General features: G+C 65.8%; 20 protein-coding genes. 10 read left to right on the top strand and 10 right to left on the bottom strand.

Annotation, left to right across the window (positions count from 1 at the left end):
* Position 1: 1 nt before the first annotated feature.
* The 3 genes from NJT13_RS06830 to NJT13_RS06820 form a co-directional block, all read right to left on the bottom strand.
* Positions 2 to 1,957, bottom strand: coding sequence for a 3-hydroxyacyl-CoA dehydrogenase/enoyl-CoA hydratase family protein (locus NJT13_RS06830; RefSeq protein ID WP_254524822.1), 1,956 nt, complete (start codon positions 1,955 to 1,957; stop codon positions 2 to 4).
* A 228-nt stretch (positions 1,958 to 2,185) separates the two neighbouring features.
* Entirely contained in the window at positions 2,186 to 3,247 is a 1,062-nt protein-coding gene (locus NJT13_RS06825) for a phosphotransferase family protein (protein ID WP_254524821.1), read from the bottom strand.
* 187 nt (positions 3,248 to 3,434) lie between these two features.
* Positions 3,435 to 4,184 carry an HAD family hydrolase gene (locus tag NJT13_RS06820; RefSeq protein ID WP_254524820.1) on the bottom strand — a complete coding sequence of 250 codons (750 nt, stop codon included), beginning with the start codon at positions 4,182 to 4,184 and terminating at the stop codon, positions 3,435 to 3,437.
* A 271-nt stretch (positions 4,185 to 4,455) separates the two neighbouring features.
* Here NJT13_RS06820 and NJT13_RS06815 point away from each other — a divergent pair, with 271 nt between their 5' ends.
* The 3 genes from NJT13_RS06815 (at position 4,456) to NJT13_RS06805 (ending at position 7,495) form a co-directional block, all read left to right on the top strand.
* Entirely contained in the window at positions 4,456 to 5,232 is a 777-nt protein-coding gene (locus tag NJT13_RS06815; protein WP_254524819.1) for an SDR family NAD(P)-dependent oxidoreductase, read from the top strand.
* Positions 5,233 to 5,345: 113 nt separating this feature from the next.
* Positions 5,346 to 6,347, top strand: a complete 1,002-nt coding sequence (locus NJT13_RS06810) for a TIGR04024 family LLM class F420-dependent oxidoreductase (RefSeq protein ID WP_254524818.1) — start codon at positions 5,346 to 5,348, stop codon at positions 6,345 to 6,347.
* 146 nt (positions 6,348 to 6,493) lie between these two features.
* A complete protein-coding gene (locus NJT13_RS06805; RefSeq protein ID WP_254524817.1) occupies positions 6,494 to 7,495 on the top strand; it encodes an AIR synthase family protein in 1,002 nt (333 codons plus the stop codon).
* A gap of 93 nt (positions 7,496 to 7,588) precedes the next feature.
* Here NJT13_RS06805 and NJT13_RS06800 read toward each other — a convergent pair whose 3' ends face one another.
* From NJT13_RS06800 to NJT13_RS06785, 4 genes are all read right to left on the bottom strand, one after another.
* The gene (locus tag NJT13_RS06800; protein WP_254524816.1) at positions 7,589 to 7,990 is read right to left on the bottom strand and encodes a hypothetical protein; all 402 of its coding nucleotides are present in this window, start codon (positions 7,988 to 7,990) and stop codon (positions 7,589 to 7,591) included.
* 196 nt (positions 7,991 to 8,186) lie between these two features.
* The gene (locus NJT13_RS06795) at positions 8,187 to 9,419 is read right to left on the bottom strand and encodes a lactate racemase domain-containing protein (protein WP_254524815.1); all 1,233 of its coding nucleotides are present in this window, start codon (positions 9,417 to 9,419) and stop codon (positions 8,187 to 8,189) included.
* A gap of 165 nt (positions 9,420 to 9,584) precedes the next feature.
* The gene (locus NJT13_RS06790) at positions 9,585 to 10,346 is read right to left on the bottom strand and encodes a phosphatase PAP2 family protein (protein ID WP_254524814.1); all 762 of its coding nucleotides are present in this window, start codon (positions 10,344 to 10,346) and stop codon (positions 9,585 to 9,587) included.
* A gap of 310 nt (positions 10,347 to 10,656) precedes the next feature.
* A complete protein-coding gene (locus NJT13_RS06785; RefSeq protein WP_254524813.1) occupies positions 10,657 to 13,512 on the bottom strand; it encodes an AAA domain-containing protein in 2,856 nt (951 codons plus the stop codon).
* A gap of 234 nt (positions 13,513 to 13,746) precedes the next feature.
* On the opposite strand from NJT13_RS06785, the gene NJT13_RS06780 reads away from it, so the two are divergent.
* Positions 13,747 to 14,322 (top strand): presenilin, encoded by a 576-nt coding sequence (locus NJT13_RS06780; RefSeq protein WP_254524812.1) that lies wholly within the window; start codon positions 13,747 to 13,749, stop codon positions 14,320 to 14,322.
* Positions 14,323 to 14,505: 183 nt separating this feature from the next.
* Here NJT13_RS06780 and NJT13_RS06775 read toward each other — a convergent pair whose 3' ends face one another.
* On the bottom strand, positions 14,506 to 14,760 hold the full coding sequence (locus NJT13_RS06775) for a hypothetical protein (protein WP_254524811.1): 255 nt from the start codon (positions 14,758 to 14,760) through the stop codon (positions 14,506 to 14,508).
* A 144-nt stretch (positions 14,761 to 14,904) separates the two neighbouring features.
* On the opposite strand from NJT13_RS06775, the gene NJT13_RS06770 reads away from it, so the two are divergent.
* From NJT13_RS06770 to NJT13_RS06760, 3 genes are all read left to right on the top strand, one after another.
* Positions 14,905 to 15,456 carry a hypothetical protein gene (locus NJT13_RS06770; RefSeq protein ID WP_254524810.1) on the top strand — a complete coding sequence of 184 codons (552 nt, stop codon included), beginning with the start codon at positions 14,905 to 14,907 and terminating at the stop codon, positions 15,454 to 15,456.
* A 105-nt stretch (positions 15,457 to 15,561) separates the two neighbouring features.
* Positions 15,562 to 15,975, top strand: a complete 414-nt coding sequence (locus NJT13_RS06765; RefSeq protein WP_254524809.1) for a hypothetical protein — start codon at positions 15,562 to 15,564, stop codon at positions 15,973 to 15,975.
* Positions 15,972 to 16,199 carry a hypothetical protein gene (locus tag NJT13_RS06760; RefSeq protein WP_254524808.1) on the top strand — a complete coding sequence of 76 codons (228 nt, stop codon included), beginning with the start codon at positions 15,972 to 15,974 and terminating at the stop codon, positions 16,197 to 16,199. The genes NJT13_RS06765 and NJT13_RS06760 overlap by 4 nt, the downstream gene beginning before the upstream one ends.
* 79 nt (positions 16,200 to 16,278) lie before the next feature.
* Here the strand turns inward: NJT13_RS06760 and NJT13_RS06755 are convergent, their stop codons facing one another.
* Positions 16,279 to 17,235 (bottom strand): zinc-dependent metalloprotease, encoded by a 957-nt coding sequence (locus tag NJT13_RS06755; protein WP_254524807.1) that lies wholly within the window; start codon positions 17,233 to 17,235, stop codon positions 16,279 to 16,281.
* Between the two features lie 183 nt (positions 17,236 to 17,418).
* Positions 17,419 to 17,727 (bottom strand): hypothetical protein, encoded by a 309-nt coding sequence (locus NJT13_RS06750; RefSeq protein WP_254524806.1) that lies wholly within the window; start codon positions 17,725 to 17,727, stop codon positions 17,419 to 17,421.
* Positions 17,728 to 18,042: 315 nt separating this feature from the next.
* Between NJT13_RS06750 and NJT13_RS06745 the strand changes: the two genes are divergently transcribed.
* The 3 genes from NJT13_RS06745 (at position 18,043) to NJT13_RS06735 (ending at position 19,820) form a co-directional block, all read left to right on the top strand.
* A complete protein-coding gene (locus NJT13_RS06745) occupies positions 18,043 to 18,270 on the top strand; it encodes an LSM domain-containing protein (RefSeq protein WP_254524805.1) in 228 nt (75 codons plus the stop codon).
* Positions 18,267 to 18,443 (top strand): 50S ribosomal protein L37e, encoded by a 177-nt coding sequence (locus NJT13_RS06740; protein WP_254524804.1) that lies wholly within the window; start codon positions 18,267 to 18,269, stop codon positions 18,441 to 18,443. The genes NJT13_RS06745 and NJT13_RS06740 overlap by 4 nt, the downstream gene beginning before the upstream one ends.
* 183 nt (positions 18,444 to 18,626) lie before the next feature.
* Positions 18,627 to 19,820, top strand: a complete 1,194-nt coding sequence (locus tag NJT13_RS06735; RefSeq protein ID WP_254524803.1) for a threonine synthase — start codon at positions 18,627 to 18,629, stop codon at positions 19,818 to 19,820.
* Positions 19,821 to 19,907 lie beyond the last annotated feature (87 nt).

The following is a 19,907-nucleotide window of genomic DNA, read 5'->3' as shown; positions in this document are numbered from 1 at the left end:
CTCACTCGCCCTCGAATTCGGGCTCGCGGTCCTCGGCGAACGCGACGGTCCCCTCGACGACGTCGTCGGTGCTCGAAAGGAGGCCGAAGCCCTGGCTCTCGAGGGCGAGCGCGGCATCGAGGCTCGCGTCCTGGCCCTCGTTCATGACCTTCTTGGCGACCTTGAGACCGATCGGCGGCCCCGTTCGCAGGTCGTCGACGAACTCGCCGACGGTGTCGTCGAATTCGGACCGGTCGACCGAGCGGTTGATCAGCCCCCAGTCTTCGGCGCGGTCGGCGTCGATGTGGTTGCCTCGGAAGACCAGTTCCTTCGCGCGCGTTTCCCCCAGGATCCGGGTGAGCCGCTGCGTGCCGCCGCCGCCGGGGATCAGACCGAGCCCGATCTCGGGTGCGCCGAACGACGAGCGTTCGGTGGCGATCCGCAGGTCACAGGCCAGCGCGAGCTCGAGGCCGCCGCCGAGACAGAAGCCGTCGATCTTCGCGACGACCGGGCGGGGGAAGTCGTTGACCGTCTCGAAGGCGGGCGTGACGTCCATCAGATCGGTCGGGTCCGCGTCGCTGAAGCCGGAGATGTCGGCGCCTGCACTGAACGCCTGATCGCCCGCCCCCTCGATCGTCGCACACCGAACCTCGTCGGTGTCGACCGAAGCGAAGAGGTCGTCGACCTCGGCGAGCAGATCGGCCGAGAGCGCGTTCAGCCGGGACGGCCGGTCGAGTTCGACCTGCAGGAGGCCGTCCTCGAGTTCGTAGTTCAGGTTGTGGAACGGACCGAGTCCGCCGTCGTCGTCGTAGTCGTAGAAGCCGGCGCCGGCGTCCTCGCCGGTGTCGCCGTCTTCGACGAGTTCCTCGAGGTAGGGGTGGGGTTCGAAGCGCTCGGCGCCCGTTTCCTCGTGGAGGGTTTCGAGTTTCTCGAGGACGGTGTCGAGGCCGATCTTGTCGGCACGTCGGCAGATGCCCTCGGGGAACCCGAGGCCGAGCTGGACGCCCGTATCGACTTCCTCGGGTTTGGCGACGCCCTCGCCCACGAGGTAGGCCGCGCGATTGATCATGCGCGCTTCGACGCGGAGCGTATCGAACCCGTCGCCGTCACCGCGCTCGTAGTCGGCGCCATCGCCGTCCTCGTAGTCGTAGAAGCCCTTGCCGGTTTTCTGTCCGAGTTCGCCCGCTTCGACTTTCTCCTCCGTGATCGGTGGGATCGGGCTCCCGCCTTCCTTGCGGACGTGATAGCCGACGTCGATGCCGGTGAGATCGCCGAGTTCGAACGGACCCATGGGGTACCCGCGCTGGTGGACCATCGCGGCGTCGGCCTGTCGGACCGTGGCCTCGCCCTCGGAGACCATCCAGGCCGGCTCGCCGCCGAACGGGCCGACGATCGTGTTGACGACGAATCCGCGGACGTCCTTGCGGACGTAGATCGGCGTCTTGTCGATCGACTCGACCCACTCGTAGCCGGCTTCGGCCGCTTCGTCGCCGGTCTCTTCGCCGTAGATGACCTCCACGAGATCCATCTTCACCGGCGGGTTGAAGAAGTGGAGGCCGAGGACGCGCTCGGCGGAATCGACGACCTCCGCGATGTCCGTAATCGGCAGACTCGAGGTGTTCGTCGCGAGCAGCGTGTCGTCGCTCGTGTACTCCTCGAGGTCGCTGAAGATGTCGTGTTTCAGGTCGAGTTCTTCGGGCGCGGCCTCGATCACGAGGTCGGCGTCGACGACCGCTTCCTCGAGATCCGTCGTCGTCTCGATCCGCGAGAGGACCTCGTCGGCCGGTTCGTCGATCATCTCCTTTTCCTCGAGTTTTCGGAGGCTCCACTCGATCGACTCGTAGCCGTCGTCGACGAACTCGTCTTTGATGTCCCGCATCGTGACGTCGTAGCCGGCCATCGCCGTTACTTCGGTGATTCCGTGTCCCATGTTCCCCGCGCCGAGAACCGCAACGCGGTCAATGTTTTCGAGTGACATGGGCGTGTCGTCGACCTGGAATGTCTTAATACCACCGACACGTCCTTACCATTGTTAAGAGTTCAATCAAACCCACCACAAACCGTATACAAATTCCCGTCCCGCCAAAACTCTTGTAATGTTTTCTTTCGTTTCTCCCGGCCGTCCCGGTTCTACCGGTTCGCTCGGGGCGGGTCATCGTCCGTCGACGAGATTCGAGAAAAGTGCCACAGGTGCGAATTCGAGTTCCTACAACGGTTCGTCGCCTTCGATGATCCGCTTCGCTCGCGCGGCAAGCGCCGGTACGCGTTCGCGCATCAGCGGATACATCGGATCGTCGCTGTTGCCCTCGAGGTAGCGCCGGAAGAACATTTCACCGAGCCCGGCGAGCTTGTAGACCGCGAGCGTTCGGTAGAATCGTTCCTGTTCGAATTCGTAGCCGGTCCGGTCCTCCCAGCGTTCGACCAGTTCGGTTCGGTTCGAGTAGCCCTCTCGCTCCATGAACTGGGTCGTCAACTCGGGAATCGACGGCTCGGGGTCTTTCGCGTCGCGCCAGTACGAGAGCATCCAGCCGAGATCCGCACGCGGGTCGCCGAGCGTGGCCATCTCCCAGTCGAAGACGCCGACGAGTTCCGGCGGCGTTCCCGGCGCGAACATGACGTTGTCGAGTTTGTAGTCGCCGTGAACGAGCGTGTGCGGGTGCTCGTCGGGAACGGACTCCTGGAGCCAGTCGCCGACCTCGTGGAGGTCCGGTACTTCGCGCTCATCCTCGGTGACCTCGAACGCCCACGCGAGTTGCTTCCCCCAGCGGTCGACCTGACGCTGAGTGTACCCCTCCGGACGGCCGAATTCGTCGAGGCCGATCGCCTCGTAGTCGAGGTCGTGAATCTTCGCCAGATTATCGACGAGTTCCTCGCCGATCCGCGTGCGGTGTTCCGGGGTGGCAAAACGCTCCGGTTCGTCCTCGCGGAGGACGTCACCCTCGAGTTGCTCCATCACGTAGAAGTCGCTCCCGATGACGTCGTGATCGTCACAGGCGAGGACCGGGGTCGGAACGGGAACGTCGGTTTCGGCGACGGCGCTCGTCACGCGATACTCCCGGAGCACGTCGTGGGCCGTATCGGCGGTTTCGCCCGGTGGCGGCCGCCGGATGACGAGTTCACGGTCACCCCACGTGACGAACAGGGTTTCGTTCGAGTGGCCCTCCTTGTGCCGGGCGATGTCGTACGTGTCCGCGGTGCCCAGGTGTTCTTCCAGATACGCGACCAGCGCGTCCTCGTCGACGAGACGCTCGTAGTAGTTCTCGCTCATGTGGTTCGATGAGTCGATGCGGTGACAGCCGTCGGATCACGGTTCGCGCTCGACATGGTATACGGTATCACAACTACGCTGCCTAACGAAAATAGTTACGCTGTTACTCGTATTGTACAATGTTCAACCAGTTAACACGGTTTTCGGTCCGCTCTCGGCCGACTCGTCGGCCGCGTGGATGGTCCCCTCAGGGACGATAGAGCCGCTCTCCCCGTCCCGAAACGATCTCGAGTACGTCTTCGGGTGACTCGATCCGATACGAGACCGCCGGTCCGTCGTCGGCTCCGAACGCCACGCCGTGTATCCCCATCTCCGCTGCCCCTTCGACGTCGTGTTCGTACCGGTCGCCGATCATCAGCGACCGTTCGGGATCGACGTCGGCCTTCTCGAGTGCCGTCTCGAAGATAGCGGGATCGGGCTTGGTTCGTCCGACCTCTTCCGAGGTGGTTATCGAGTCGAAGTATTTCCGGACGCCGAATTGCTCGAGCATCTGTCGGCCCTCCGCGTCGTCGACGTCGCTGATGACGCCGACGTGGAGCGTCCGGTCGGCGAGGCGCGCGATCGTCTCCGGCGCTCCGGGCACCGGTTCGATCGACGATCGAACGACGGTGTCGAAACGTGGTTCCCACTCCTCCCGCGGCACTGGCTCGCCGACGATGGATGCGATTCCCCGGTGGTAGCCGTCGCGGGCGGAGCGAAACTCGGTCCCGTCGCGCTCGCGGAAGTAGTCGCCGACGGTCGTTCGCCACGTCTCGATGGCCTCCTCGAGCGTCGCGTCGACGTCGTGACGCTCGAGGACGTCCCCGATGAAGTCGGCGTGGGCGGCCTGAACGGTGTCGAGCGCGAGGATGACGCCGCCGATGTCCCAGAAGACGGCGTCCCAGTCGGTACGGCCAGGCACGCCTGTGCCGCCGTCGTCTTCGGTACGCTCGGTCATCGGTCTGTCCCCCGGGTCGTCGACTGGCGCCGTTCGAGCGACAGGCCCGTTTCGCTGCCGGGCTGGCTCACGCGCTCTCTCTGTGGTGTCTCCGCTGTCATGGATCGTTGATTCGTCCGCGACGACGGTCGTTCGACGTCGCCGTATCAGTTTCCGGCGTTGCCATTCACTTAACGGTACGGTATCGATGGCTATCTTTATTAACGACTGCTGTAAATATCTCACTGTGGTTAACAATGGTAAATAACACGACGGTCGACGGTGATCGATCGTGAGCACCCGGCAGTTCAGCGTCGACGGCGACGTCGCGCTCGTTACGGGGTCCTCGAGCGGGATCGGGAAGGCGATCGCCGAGCGGTTCGCCGACGACGGCGTGGACGTCGTCGTCTGCTCGCGAGCACAGGAGAACGTCGATCCGGTCGCCGCGGAAATCAACGACAGCGACCGTCCCGGCCGGGCTCTGGCGGTCGAGTGCGACGTCACGGACCGCGATGCGGTCGACGCGCTCGTCGAAGCCACCGTCGAGGAGTTCGGCGGTCTCGACGTCCTCGTCAACAACGCGGGCGCGTCGTTCATGGCCGATTTCGACGATATCTCGCCGAACGGCTGGCAGACGATCATCGACATCAACGTCACGGGTACCTACCACTGTACCCACGCCGCGGCCGAGTACCTGAAAGACGGCGGCGGGTCCGTGATCAACCTGGCCAGCGTGGCCGGCCAAGACGGTTCGCCACTCATGAGTCCCTACGGCGCGGCGAAGGCGGCCGTCATCAACTTCACGACCAGCCTCTCCAACGAGTGGGCCGGCGACGACGTCCGCGTCAACTGCATCGCGCCGGGGTACGTCGCGACGCCGGGCGTCGAGAGCCAGATGGGCGTCTCCGCGGACGCCATCGACCGCGAGGAGGTCGCCCGCCGGATCGGAACCGTCGACGAAATCGCCGACGTCGCACAGTTCCTCTCGAGTCCCGCCTCGTCGTACGTCGTCGGCGAAACCATCACGGTCCGCGGCGTCCCGCAGATCGGCGAAGACCTCGAGGTCTAAAATCATTTCGTGCGGTTCCCATCGCGCGAGCCAGGCAGATGGAGGATAAACGGTATACTCCGTGCCTCCGGTTCCCATACAGCCAAAAGGTGGCGCTCCATCTGTGGAAGACGATGACTGACAGAGATGTCCACTTACCGGTCGCTGCCCAGCCGACGATCGACTCGATCGCAGACTACACGCGGACGGCCGAAGCGGCCGGCTACGACTGCGCGTGGCTTCCGGAGACGTGGGGTCGTGACGGCGTCACAGTGCTTTCGGCGATGGCCGAACGAACGGAGTCGATCGATATCGGCTCGAGCATTCTCAATACCTATTCGCGGTCGCCAGCGCTGCTGGGCCAGACGGCGGCGACGCTCCAGGAACTTTCGGACGGCCGCTTCCGACTCGGACTCGGTCCGAGCGGCCCCATCGTGATCGAAAACTGGCACGGGATGGAGTACGGAAATCCCCTCAGGCGAACGCGCGAAACGGTCGAAATCGTCCAGCAGGTCCTTTCGGGCGAGACCGTCGATTACGACGGCGACGATTTCGACCTGTCCGGGTTCCGGCTGCGCTGTGAGCCGCCGGAGACGGTGCCCCCCGTCGAGGTCACCGGGATGGGTCCGAAAGCCGTCGAACTCGCCGGTCGGTTTTCCGACGGCTGGCACGGTATCATGCTCACCCCCGACGGGATGAGAGATCGGATCGAAGACGTCGAGCGCGGCGCCGAACTCGGCGACCGCGATCCGGACGAGGTCCAGGTCACCGCGGGGGTAACCTGCTGTGCGCTCTCCGACCCCGAGGAGGCCCGCGCGCTGACCCGTCAGCACATCGGGTTCTACATCGGTGGGATGGGAACGTTCTACCGGGACGCACTCGAGCGACAGGGCTACGACGAGGCGGTGGACATCTACGACGCCTGGCAGGAGGGCGACCGCGAGCGCGCCCTGGAACTGGTCGAGGAGCACATTTTGGACGACCTCTGTGCCGCGGGCGAACCGGAAACGGTTCGGGAGACGCTCGAGCGCTACGAGGCGGTCGACGGCATCGACGCCATCGCCGTTAGCTTCCCGCGGGGTGCCAACGAGGAGCAAGTCCGACAGACGATGGAGGCAGTGGCGCCGACCAACTGAGCGGTCTCGCCGGTCCGACTGTGAATCCGGCTCGGAACGATCCATCGGGACGAACCGAACCCTCGCGGCGTTCCCGACGGCATCCGATCGCAATCGACGGTCGATTCTTCGACAGGTACAAGCCGTGGATCGTCCCAGTTCGTGGTATGCCCGGCAAGGTGAGTCCGGACGACCTGCTCGCACACGTCTTCGACCGGACGGGGGCGACCGAGTTCGACGAGACGGTACTGCAGGGGCCCGCTGACGGCGAAGACGCCGCCGCGATCGACTGGCCGGACGGCGACGGCACGCTCGTGGTCAGCTCCGACCCGATCTCGTTGGCCGCCTCGCAGGTCGGAGACCTCGGCGTCTCCGTCGCGACGAACGACGTCGCGGTTTCGGGAGCCGATCCGCGATGGCTGACGGCGGTCGTGTTGCTCCCCGGCGGAGCCGACGAGAGCGATATCGAATCGATCACCGGCGATCTCGATGCGGCCGCTCGCCGCGTCGGCGCGTCGATCGTCGGCGGCCACTCGGAATACGTCGACCAGCTCGAGCGCCCGCTGCTCTCCCTGACGGCGATGGGAACGACCGATCGATTCGTCCCGACCGCGGGTGCGGAGGTCGGCGATGCGATCGTGCTCACCAAGGCAGCGGGTCTCGAGGGCACGGCGATCCTCGCGGCCGACTTCGGCGCGGAACTCGGGGTCGACCCCGACGTCTGCGAGCGCGCCGCCACGTTCCTCGAGGAGATCAGCGTCGTTCCCGACGCCCGCGTCGTCCGCGAGTACGCGACCGCGATGCACGACCCGACCGAGGGCGGTGTCGCGGCGGGGTTGCTCGAGGTGGCTCGGGCGTCGAACGTCAGACTCGAGGTGGATCGCGACGCGGTGGCGATACGCGAGGAGACGGAACGGCTGTGCGAGGCGGCCGGCGTCGACCCGATGCGAATTTTCGGCTCCGGCGCGCTGATCGCGACCGTGCCCGCGGACGAACTGGACGACTGTCTCGCGTCCCTCGAGGAAACGGGCCTCGAGGCGGCCGAGATCGGAACCGTCCGTGAACTCGACGGCGAGGGACCGGAACTTCTGCTCGGCACGGACTCGATTACGGAACCGGTCGAGGACGACCTCTATCCGCTCTGGGAGGCGGCCGACGAGGAGGACTGATTCGGGACCGTCGGTTCCCTCGCGTGTATCCGACGTACCGACGAGGACACGGTTGCGCGGGGTGGACTCGGACTGACCGGCCCCGTCGACCGGTCAGTCCTCGGCCGACAGTTGCTGTTCCCATTCCAATCGCTGACAGCCGACGACCAGCGAATCCGGAATATCGGTCGCCGCCGAGTGCAGGGAGTCGAAGACCACGGCGACTTCGTCGAACCGTGAGCCGCGGGATGCGACCAACGGGTCGGGCTCCCACTCGACGAATTCGAAATCGGCCAACAGCGGAAGGTGTCGGTGGCACAACTCCTGCGTGAGCACCGCAGGATCGGCGGGAGCGTTCGGGTTTATTGCGCTCTCCGGGAGTGACACCGTCTGCGTCGCGGGTGCATCTGCCAGCGAGACGATTAGCTGGCGGCGCGGTTCCGCCGAGAGGGCTTTGAACACGTCGTCCCATCTCCGAATAACCCGTTTTCCGTTCTTATGCCGCTCTACTGTCATATATCCGAGAACTATCTCTAGATTCTTAAAGTTAGCACCCCGGGGGAAGGGAGACCAGTCGCCCGCTGCGATCCCATTGTGCGGACTGCAGATGAAGCGGTCCCGATCCGCTGCCGTGCCCTCTCGGAGCAGAGACGACGGTGTCTCCGTTCCTCCACCGTCTCACGTCCGTTCCCGTTCCAGGTGGTGCGATCGGTTACCGCGCACCGTCGACGAGGAGCGTATTCATCGCGTCGGGGACCACGAGTACCTCGGTGCCGTCCTCGAGCGCGTCCGTGACGTCGTTCGCCGGGTGCATGAGACACTCGTCGACGACGTCCGGTGTCGCACTGTTCGTCACGTAGAGGTCGTGATCGCGGAGGACGCGCGCCACGACGAACGCCCGCTGGGCGCCGGGTTCGTATCCCTCGCGCATCGTTTCGTACAGCGAGCCGGCGTCGGCCGCCTCGCGCAGACGGCGGTAGAAGCGACGTTCGCCGGTTCCCTCTCCGGCTCCCTCGGGTAGTTCCGCGGGGACGACGAGTCGGCCGCCCTCGCACACCGGATTCCGATCGCCGAGCGCGACGTAGGTCGCTGCTCGCGTCGCCTGATAGAGGTTCGCGTCCTTGGGCGCGCCGACGCCGCAGATCACCGCGTCGAACTCGCGGTCGATGGGAACCGAGAGCGCGGCGCGAGCGATCGTTGCGAGTTCGTCGACGACGCGGCGGCCGTCGCCGGCGCGAACGCCGAGGACGCCGGCGGGGCCGTGGGTCAGGTTCAGCGAGAAGTCGATGCCGGCGAGGTCGCCCGCCCGATCGACCGTTTCGCGGAACGGATTCCCGTCGATGCGGCCGAGGCGGACGCCCTCGCGGGAGAGCATGTCGGGGCCGTGCGTGTAGCGGATGATCGATTCGCTGCCGGCGCCGATCACGACGGTTTTCGCGCCGCCGCTGAACCCCGCGTACTGGTGCGGTTCGACGACGCCCGTCGAGAGGACGGCGTCCGCGGTTGCGACCGGATCGCCGATTTCGACGGGAACCCCGTCACCGACCCGTCCGACTTCGACGACCGAGTCTGGATCGTGATTGATCGCCAGATCGGCGTGGGGGCCGAGCATCGCCTCGATCTCGTCGTCGGCCATCGGCCGATGGAGTCCGAGTCCGATCACGACCGTCACCTGCTCGCGGTCGACCCCGCTGTCTTCGAGGCGTTCGAGCAGGACGTCCAACAGGACGTCGTCCGGCACTTTGCGCGTGATATCCGTGACGACGATCGCGATCTCGTCGTCCGGATCGAGGCGATCTTCGAGCGGCGGACCGAGCGGGTCCTCGAGCGCGCGTTCGGCGGCTGTGCGAACGTCGACACCCTCGCCGCCCGGCGGTCTGGCGACCGTCACGTCGCAGTCGGGAAATCGCACGTCGATCGTGCCCGTTCCCAGCGGAATTTTCATGCCCGTAGGTCGGACGCCGACCGGTAAAAGCGCCGCTGGTTATCGCGGACAGTCCGACACGGGTGTCGATTTCGCACCCGGCGGTCCGTCGTCGCCTCACGTCCCCGGCGACTCGAGCGCGTCGAACTCGAGTCGACCGACGGCGGCCGGTGCGAGGAAGACGCCCTAGAGGACGACGAGCAGCGGGTCGACCGGCGCGACGACGGATTCGAGTTCGCGGACAACGGCGACGAACGACCCGCCGACGCCGACGAGGACACCCCCCTCGAGTCGGGAGCGCAGTTCCGGAAGCGCTGCGAGCCGGCGCGAGGCGACGAGGCCGCCGACCGAGCCACCGAGGCCGAGCAGCGCGTCCTCGGTGCCACCGACGATGAAGACAGCGGGGATCGAGAGGCAGACCGCGATCGTGAACCCGTTCGTCGGATCGCCGCCCGTGAGTCGATTCATCGCGATCACGAACGCGATTCCGAGCGCGACGCCGACGATCACATCGCCCAGGTAGTGAACCCCGAGGACGACTCGAGAGAGCGAGACGGCGGCGACGAGCGTGCTCGCCCCGGCGACGGCCCGCCAGTCGCCCAGGCGGTCGTACGCCGCGACGAGGCCACCGTAGACGACCGTCGCCGCGAACGCGTGACCGCTCGGAAAACCGTACCCGTCGCGTTCGCCCTCGAGTGCCACGAGCATCGCGTCTTCCGGCGGTCGCGGGAGGGCCATCAGCGTTTTGATCGACAGCAAGAGCCCGAGCCCGGCCACCGCATAGCTGATCACGAGGGCGCTCCGGCGTCGATCCGAGCACCAGAACAATACCGCGAGGAGGAGCGTGAGAACCGTCGTCCCGCCGAGTTCGGTGACGACTGCGACGAATTCGCCGTACTCCGCCGGGATGGCGTTCCGAAGTGTTGCACTTCCGTCCTCGAGTCGCATCTGTGAGCCACCGTTCGTTCGTCCGGAACGTGAACGTTCGTTTTTGCGTGTCCGTCTTCGCGAGAAGCAGGTACCACCGGATGGACCCCTGATACGTCGCTCTTCCACCAAGAGCTAGTTCCTCACGCACGGGTCGTGTTTCGATCACGTCCGGTCGACGAAACCGTCTCGACGGGCCTTTCGGCGTGGACCGACGGCCGCCGCCGCTGTGTTCCAAAGCGCTTTGGGACGACGGTAACCGACGTATACGGGGTCGCCTGTACGAACGGTTTCACGTTCCTTCAGGTGCCGTGACCGCCCGCCGCTCCCGTCACCGACGCGCCCACTCGAGCATCCGCTCGTAGACGGAATCGGACGCGAGCGCCCGGGAATCGCCGACGAGTACGAGGGCGCGTTTGGGCCGGGTCAGCGCCACGTTGATCCGGCGGTAATCCTCGAAGATCGGCCCCTCGAGCGAGCCGGTGGCCGTAAAGGAAACGACGATCACTTCCTGGCTCGAGCCCTGGAATCGGTCGACCGTGTCGACCGCGACGTCGTCGGGGACGTGGTTCGAGATCTCCGAGACCTGCGCCCTGAAGGGAGCGATGACGCCGATCTGAGCGCGCTCGAGGCCGGCCGACTCGTACGACTCGATCAGGTCGGCGATCCGCGCAGCCTCCTCGCTATCGGTGTACTGACCGCCGTCGCCTCGGACGTCGACGAACGAAACCGGGTCTCGGAGCGGTTCGGGTAACTCGTCGCGGGAGACGCCCTCGAGATCGTCGAGGGTTCGGCCTGCGACCTCGGGCGCCGCGGGCCGGAGCTGGCCGTCGTAGAACTCGTTCGACGAGAACACCTGGATACGCTGGTTCATCCGGTACTGGCGATCGAGCATGACGCCGGCCGCGGGGTAGCGGTCGACAAGCCGTTCGAACAGCGATTCGGTGAGGTCCTGCGCAGGCGGCTCGTCACCGTTCGGCGAATCCGGGTCGTTCCCGGTCCCGCCCTCGGCACGAACCACCGGCGGTAGTTGCTCGTGGTCGCCGACGAGGACGAATCGCTCGGCCAGATTGATCGCCGCACAGGTCCCCGGTTCCGTGAGTTGGGCGGCTTCGTCGACGAGCGCGACGTCGAACGCTTGCTCTTTCATCACCCGCGAGCCGCACGTCGCCGTGGTCGCCGCGACGACGCGCGCGTTCTGCAGGGCTTTCACCCGGTCGTCGGGGTCCCCCGACCGCTCGAGGCGATACGATTGCATGTCGTCGCGGACGCCGCTTTCGGAGCCCACGCGGACGACTCGTTCTTCGTCGACCTCGTCCTCGAGTTGATCGAGAACGGCCTCGAGTGCGTTGTCCACCGCGCGGTTCGTAAACGCCGACAGCAGGACGCGCTCACCGCGCGCGACCATCGCGCGGATGGCCCGGGCGATCGTGTAGGTCTTTCCCGTTCCCGGCGGCCCGTGAATCAGTGCACAGTCCCGCGCGCTCACGGCCTTTCGCACGGCCTCGTTCTGGGCATCGTTGTTGTCGATGAACGTTTCGTCGCACGCCCCGAATTCAGGTTTCGCACGTCCGAACAGGACGTCCTTGCGCCGCTCGTCACCTTTCAGGAGCGCGTCGTGCATCGCGACGAGCAGCCGGTCGGTCGTCAGTTCGGATGGGTAGACGTCGAGCCGGGTGACTTCGACCGGCTCGTCTGCCGTGAGCACGACGACGTCGTCTAATCGTTCGATCATCGCCAACTCCGAATCGCCCCGAACCGGGTGGCCGTCGCTCGCCAGTACCAGATCCCCCTCTCGCAGTTTCGACGTCGCGCCGCCGGTCCGGCGCGCTCTGAGTTCCCACCGGCCGCCCTCGAGCGGTCGTTTCTCGACGAACTCGAGGTCGATCAGCGCGCGGTCGTCGTCGGCGCGCTCCCGTGCGCTTTGCTCCCAGAGTTTGGCGTACTCGCGGTGGACCGCCCGGCGTTCGTCTTCGATCGCGCGGTAGAATCGATCGAAGTACTCGAGTTCCTCGTCGGGCAACGACTGCCCGATCTGGCCGGCTTTCGACTCCTGATCGAGTCGGCCGGAGACGACCATGCAGGTGTCCTGTTCGAAGCAGTACTCGCACTTCGAATCGGCCTCGTAGCCGGTCGGAATATCGCCCGCCGTCTCCATCGCCGCGATCTCGTTGCGCAACCGCACGACGTACTTCAGGAGGCCGTCGCCCATCGAGAACTCCTTCGCCGGGGTGAGGTCGCCGGTCTCCTCGTTGCGATCGAGCGCCGAGTTCTTCGTGTAGAGCAGCGTCCCGGTATCGACGTCGCCCCCGTGTTCCTCGAGCAACAGCGCGTAGCAGGCGGCCTGCACCTTGTCCTTGAATCGGGGTTCCTTTCGCAGGTTCTTGCCCGTCTTGAGTTCGACGGGAGCGCCCCGGCGGACGGCGTCGGCCCGCCCGCGGATGCCGAACGTTTCGCTGATGAGAAGCTGTTCCGACCGCCAACTGCTCTCCGCGGGCCTGAACGCCCGCTTCGTGCTGTCGGCGGCGGCCCCATCTTCGGCGGTAGCAGCCGCCCGCTCTCCGTCGGGCAACCGGCCCTGCTCGAGCCAGCCCTCGATCGCTTTCGCGTTTTCTCGGACGTCGGCGGCGACGGCGTCCGGCGTCTCGCCGAGCAGCCCGAGTTCGAGCCCCCGCTCCTCGATACGGGCGTCGATCGACTCCTCGAGCTCTCGGCCGCGCAGCAGGTCGCCGAAGACCTCGTGGACGAGCGTCCCCTTCACGACGGGATAATTCAACGGCACCCCGGAGAGCTTGTTCAGGTAGTACAGCCGAGGACACTGGACCCAGTTTCGGATCGACGTCACGCTGACGAGAAACGAGGGTTCCACGACGACGTAGGAGTCGCCCGTCGTCGCGAACTTCGTTTCGCCCTGGTACTCCTCTTGTTTCGCGTTCGTCACGAGCAATTCCATCCCGGGGTCGAGCATCTCGGCCGACTCGGTCCACTTGTTCCAGAGCGTCACCGTCGTCGTCTCGCGACCGTCGACGACCGCTGGCGTCCCTCCGTCTCCTCGAGCGGGGGCTGTGGTGTCGGTTCGCGCGTCGTCGGCAAGCCGAAGCGGGACGTCGGCGAGGTCGGTTTCGCCGTAGCTCGTCGATACCGTCCGCACCTCGACTTCCCCCGCGACGGTTCCGCGTACGTACACAGCCTACCGTCACGAGCGAGCGATCAAAAATGCTATCGGTCGTCGAGTCGGGATCGATCGAATCGGTGGCCGGTGGGGGAGACGGCCCGCGTCCGTTCGACGCCCCCGATTCGTCCGATCGTCTCTTTCGAGGCGGTAATCCCGTTTTTCCACCGTTTCCGGAGCCACTCGAGAGATTTCGAGCGGTGCAACGGACAGGGAGTTTTTGAGAGCGTAAACCGTACGCTCGGTGCCATGAGTGACCCCAACGGCGACGATCCTCGGACGAGTGGCGGGTCCGAGACCGAACCCGATACCGGGGCTGAAACCGGCGACGCTCCCATCGACCGGCGGGACGAGACGGTCGCCGACATCGAGTCCGAACCCGGCGACGACACCCTCCCGTCCGCCGGCCGCGATCCGCGCGACGAGCAGACCCAGATCGCGATCGAGGAACGCCGGCGAAAGACGTCCGTTCTCAGCCTGCTCGTCGCCGGCCTCGGCGGGTGGGTCGTCCTGTCGGTTCTCGTTTTCGAGGCCACAGCGGCGCCGCTGTGGAACGACGTCCTCGTCGGCCTCGTCGTGCTGGCGGCTTCCGGGTACAACTACTACCGGTTGACCAACGACATCCCGATCAGTACCGGTATCGCGTCCCTGATCGCCATCCTCGGCATCTGGCTGATCGTCTCGACCGCGTTGCTCGGCATGACCGGCGGACTGTTCTGGAGTACGCTCGTCGCCGGGCTGTTGATCACCGCCGTCGCGGGATACAACGCCTACGAAGCCCGCGAAGCGCGGACGGTTGTGACCGAACCCGGGCCGGGCGCGTAGTCTTGTCTCGAGCCGGACGCACGAGAGCAGCGTCTCGAGCCGGACGCACGAGAGCAGCGTCTCGAGCCGGACGCACGAGAGCAACGTCTCGAGCCGGACGCACGAGAAGAGTGGAGTCGGTCGGCCGTGCGCCCGGCGGGCCATCCCTCGGATCTCGGTGCCCTCGAACGCCGATACCGTGTGTCAGGCTTGCTCGGGCCCGTGATCCGCCTCGAGCGACTGAATACGGAGTTCCGCGGCGTGATGTCTCGTCGCGACGACGGCGAACGTTACCATGACGACGGCAAAGCCCATCGCGACGGTCGGCGAAACGCCGTTGACGTAACTGTTGCATAACTGGCCGAGAGCCAGCGCGATGGGTGCGAGCGTCAACAGCGAACTCTTCGCCGGTGCGGCGCGAAACAGTTCGACGAACGAGAGTTTGTGACGGCCGGACATGGGGAAAGCGTCAGTTACGTCATCTGGTAGGGGCGCCGTCGTATTCCTTTTGGTTCGAGAGCCCCGGCGGGGGCGTCCAATTCGCCCGCGGGGTTTTTCGGGTCGATCGATACGTTCATTCTTCCGGCGTCCCAACCGTCTCCCATGCGGATTCGCGAGTGGCAGGACATACTCGAGGACGTCACCGAACGGGACGTCGACCCCGAAGACTGGCGTGCGGTCGCCGGTGACCGGGCCGGCGGTGTCGGCGAAGACATGTACCTTGCGCATCCACGGGCCGGCGTCTTCTTCCTGAAAACGTACGCGAAAAACCCCTTCGAGGTCCGCGGTGTCGGGACGCACGTCGCACGCAACCTAGACGACGAGATCGGCTCGTTCCTTCCGGCACAGGACTCGGGCGGCCGCTTTGCGGTCCAGTCGCCACCCGAGGACGAAGCGCAAGCCGAGACGGTCTCGAAGCGTCTCCAGACCGTCCTCGAGACCCACGCGGACGCGCCGACCCGTCCACAGGATTTGTTCGACGACGTGATGGAGGCCGTCGAGAGCCCCGCCTTCGGACCGATGGAGTACGATCAGTACGATCGCCCGGACGAACTCGACGACCTGTCGGAGCAGTTTGAGGAGGCCGAGGAGTTGCTGAATTCGGAACTCGACGACCTGATCGAGACGGACGAAGTCGATCGCGGGTTCATGTGAAGCGGCCGCGTCGCTCGAGTCCGCTGCCGTCGAGCACGTATGCGAGACGGTCCACATGCGTTTGCGCCCGATGACTCTTTGCGATCGGCCTCCGACCACACGGCCATGGTATCGACCGAACGCGCCGCGGCGGTCGTCCGCGAGTACTACGATGCACTTCGGGACGGCGCCCCGCTCGAGCCCTACTTTCTCCGGGACGAATCGACCGTCAAATTTGGCATCAGCGACTCCCTGTTCGGTGGTGCGGACGTGGCCACCGCCCTCGCAGAGCAGACGGAAACGACCGATAACTGGACGATCGAGAGCAGGCATCTCGTGGTTACGGAGCGAAACGGATTCGCGACGTTCGCCGACGAGGTAACGATGGCGTGGACGGACACGGACGGCGGCGATCGAAACCGATTCGACAGCCGATGGAGCGGGACGCTGATCGACCGATCGGCGGACGCCAGCGGTCGGAACGGCGGTCCGAACTGGCAATTCGCGCAGATGCACGTGAGCGCCCCGCATGAGTTATGAGCCGCGGTCCCGGGCCCCGTCGCGGCCCCTCGCGATGGTGGAATCGAGCGAACGGGGCCGATCGACTCAAAGCCGCGTTCGTCCTGCTGGTCGGGCTGTCGGGCGGGCTGATCGCCCTCCAGAGCGGCGCCTCGCTGTCGGTCATCGCCGCGGCGATACTCGGCGGTTCCGTCGCCGGTGGCGCGTTGTTGTGGTATCTGCTCCGGATAGCGACCGATCGATGACCGAATTTTCGAGATGGCTCTCTGCACCGTCGTCTCGAGGATCGAGTGTCCGTTGGCCGTCTCGAGGATCGAGTGTCCGTTATCGTTCGACGCGCTGGATCCACGTCCCCGGCGCTTCGAGTTCGTCCTGTGACGGGAGGTTCTCCGGGTGTGCCCAGACCAGACTCGCCGTCTCGAGGTCTCGAACGGCGACGACGTGTTCGAAGAAGCGTTTGCCGCGTTCGTACTGCCGTTCTTTGAGGCCGAGGCCGAGCAGGCGACGGACCAGACGCTGGAGCGGTCCCCGTCCCTTGCGACGTTGGTCGAGTTTGCGGCGGAGGTCCTCGTACTCGTCGTCGAAGGCGTGATCCATCAGGAGTTCCGCGTACCCTTCCACGACGGTCATCGCCGCATCGAGGTCCCGGAACGCCTCCCGGTTGAAAGAGCCCTCGGAGAGCGTCGCGATCCCGTCTTGCATGCGCCGCTCGAGGTGGTCGGAAAGCCACGGTGCGGCGCCGAATTCGGCGGCGTGGGTGACCTCGTGGAACGCGATCCAGCGGCGGAACCGGTCGGAATCGACGTCGAGTTTGTGGGCGGCCGAGAGGATGTTCGGCCGGACGAAGTACAGCGCGTGGTCGTCCGCGGGCGTCTCCGCCAGCAGCAGCGGGTCGTACTGGCCGAGTACGTTCCGTCCGAGAAAGGCGAGCATGACGGTCATCGTCCCGGTGTTGATCGTTCGGGCGATGCCGGGAAAGGTTCCGGTGTGGGTCTCGAGGGCGCTCATGACCCGCTCGAACGTGGCGACGTTGGCATCGATCCAGTGGTGGCGATTCTGAATTTCGACGGTCTCGGGGACGTCGAAATCCACGCCCGAGACTGTCCGTACTGCGTCTCGAGCCTCCCGGACGTCGCGGGCGTAGGCCTCGCGTTCACCCGGCTCGAGAGCGAGTGAACCGGGTTCCGTGGCCGCCTTGGCGGCGTCGGCGGCCGACCGCCAGTCGATCGCGTTGGTCCCGGACGCACCGGCAACGACCCGGGCGCTACGATAGAGATTCACGACTGTGGATACGGGAAGGAAGCGCAAAAGCGTTCGGCCCGGTTCCCTCGCGTCCGATGGCTCGACGCCGTCGGCCGGTTGGAGGTCGAGACGATCGTCGCCCAGGGCTGGCTCTCGCGCCGACCGCGGGAACGGGGAGTCGCGGCTCGACGCCGAGCCGGTCGGCCCTCGGACCGAGAGAACTCAGTTAACGATGACGTCCGGCTCCTCTTCGGTCTCGAGGCCCGGTCGTTCGTCGTCGTCGCTGCGGTACTTTCTGGCGGCGACGGCGATGCCGACGAGAACGGCGAGCGCGACCAGCGCACCGACGGCGCTCGTGCCTGAGCCGCCCGCCTCTTCGTCCGCGACCGCGGTCTCTTCGGTGTCGGGTTCGCGTTCCACGTCTGTGGATTCTGCGCCGCCGATCGGCAGCGCGCTGCCGATCGATCCGAGTTCGAACTCTGCCTCGCCGTCGAAGTGTAACTCGATGAGGGTGAATTTCCTGTCGCCCATGCGCCGACGGTCAACGAGTGTGTACTTAGCCGTTTGGTTGGATCGTCGGAACGTGAGGCGCCCCTCACGGAGTCGCGACGGACGACGAGCGGGTGAGACGGAGTTTCCGATCCGTCTCCCGCGATGGCTAACGGATGGCTAAGAGTATATTACCGCATCCGCAGAGCCGTTCTGCCCGTTTCCCGTCCGGTCTTCGTCCTCGTTCGATCCCTTTCGGTTCGACCGGGTGTAGGCGGTTCCTGACGTTCCCCGCGACCGTCCCGGATCGGCGGCCGGACCGGTACGATTAAGTGTCCATCACCTGCGGTGTTTCGTATGAGTGGACGACCGCTGGATGTACTCGAGGCGTCACTCGGCGAACGCGTCGCGGTACGGCTCAAAAGTGGCGACGAGTACGTCGGCGACCTCGCCGGCTACGATCAGCACATGAATCTGGTGCTCGAAGACGTGACGATCCCCGTCGAGGGCGGTGTCGAAGCGGAAGCGCCGGTCGAAGACACAACCATTATACGCGGCGATAACGTCGTGTCGATCACTCCATGACTGGTGCAGGAACCCCGACACAAGGAAAGAAGAACAAGACGACACACGTCAAGTGTCGTCGCTGCGGTGAGAAGTCCTATCACGTGAAGAAAAAGGAGTGTTCGTCGTGTGGGTTCGGCAAGTCCGCCAAACGACGCGACTACGAGTGGCAGTCGAAGACCGGCGACAACTGATCTCTCCGTTCTCTCGTTTGTATTCGTCGTTGCCCGTTGCGTCTCGCGCCCAGCGACGCCGACGGGCCGGGCCGACCGGCCCCAATCGACCCGTTCGGTGACTACTGGCTGGACGCCGATCGACTCGTCCGGTGACAACTCGGCGATGGACAGCCATTAGTTCCGAGCCGCGTACAGTCGCATATGGAGACGACAGACGCGTTCGCCGGACTCGAGTGTGTCGACTGCGGGGCCGTCGTCGACGCATTCGAGGAATCTCACCGCTGTCCGGACTGCGGGGGCTCGCTCGAGTCGACCTACGAGTACGACGCGATCGACATCGATCGCGAGGCGCTCGCCGATCGACCGTTCGACTCGCAGTGGCGGTACGCGGAGCTGCTGCCGTTTTCACGCGAGTCGGCCGTGTCGACGAGCGAGGGAGCGACTCCGCTCGTCGAGTGCCCCCAACTGGCCGACGAACTCGGCGTCGGTCGCGTTCTCCTCAAAGACGAGGGCCGGAATTCGACGGGGACGAGCAAAGACCGCGGGGCATCGGTAGCCGTGACGGCGGCCGCTCGGAGCGGCGCGACCGACGTTGCACTTCCGTCGACCGGGAACGGCGGTCAGGCCGTCGCGGCGTACGCGGGCCGGGCGGGACTCGACGCGCACGTGTATCTCCCCTCCCGGTCCGGATTTACGAACAAAGCGATGGTCAACGTCCACGGCGGCGACATGAACGTCGTCGGCGGCCGATTCGACGCTGCGGTCGGGGCCTTCGAGGAGGGACTGGCCGAACACGACGACTGGTACTCCCTGCGCGCGTCCGAGACCCCGTACCGCCACGAGGGTGCGAAGACGGTCTTCTACGAAATCGTCGAACAACTCGAGTGGGCCGTTCCGGACGTGATCGTGTCTCCCACCGGTGCCGGCACCGGGATCGTCGGACTCGCAAAGGGCGCGACCGAGTTCCGTGAACTGGGCCTGATCGACGATCTTCCCGCACTCTACGTCGCCCAGGCGTCCGGTTGTGCGCCGATCGTCACGGCGTTCGACGACGATCGTGACGACCACGACCCCGTCGAGCACCCCGATACGATTTGCGGGGAACTCGAGATACCCGATCCCGGCGCGAGTTCGCGCGTCCTCGAGGCGATCCGCCGGACCGATGGCGGCGCGGTCGCGACGGACGACCCGGACGTTCTCGAGGCCGCGGTGCGGGTCGCCCAGGCGACCGGACTCGAGATGATTCCGAGCGCCGCAGCGGCGGCCAGCGGTGCGTGGGAACTCGCCGAGCGAGGGGCGTTCGCGGGCGACGAGACGGTCGTCATCGTCAACACGGGGGCGGGAAACAAGGAAGCGGACGTACTGCGCAGCCACCTGATGGGACAGGGTGTCTGAACGTGCAGTCGGTGGTATCGCCCAGTGTACCGGGTCTAATCGATAGCAGGGGTGGCCGTCGCCTGCGCCGACCGACCCCGTCCACCG

Origin of the sequence: Natrinema caseinilyticum (assembly GCF_024227435.1) — an archaeon.
GTDB classification, from domain to species: Archaea; Halobacteriota; Halobacteria; order Halobacteriales; family Natrialbaceae; genus Natrinema; species Natrinema caseinilyticum.
Note: the sequence above shows the minus strand (reverse complement) of the source record. Positions and strands in the feature narration are given on the sequence as shown.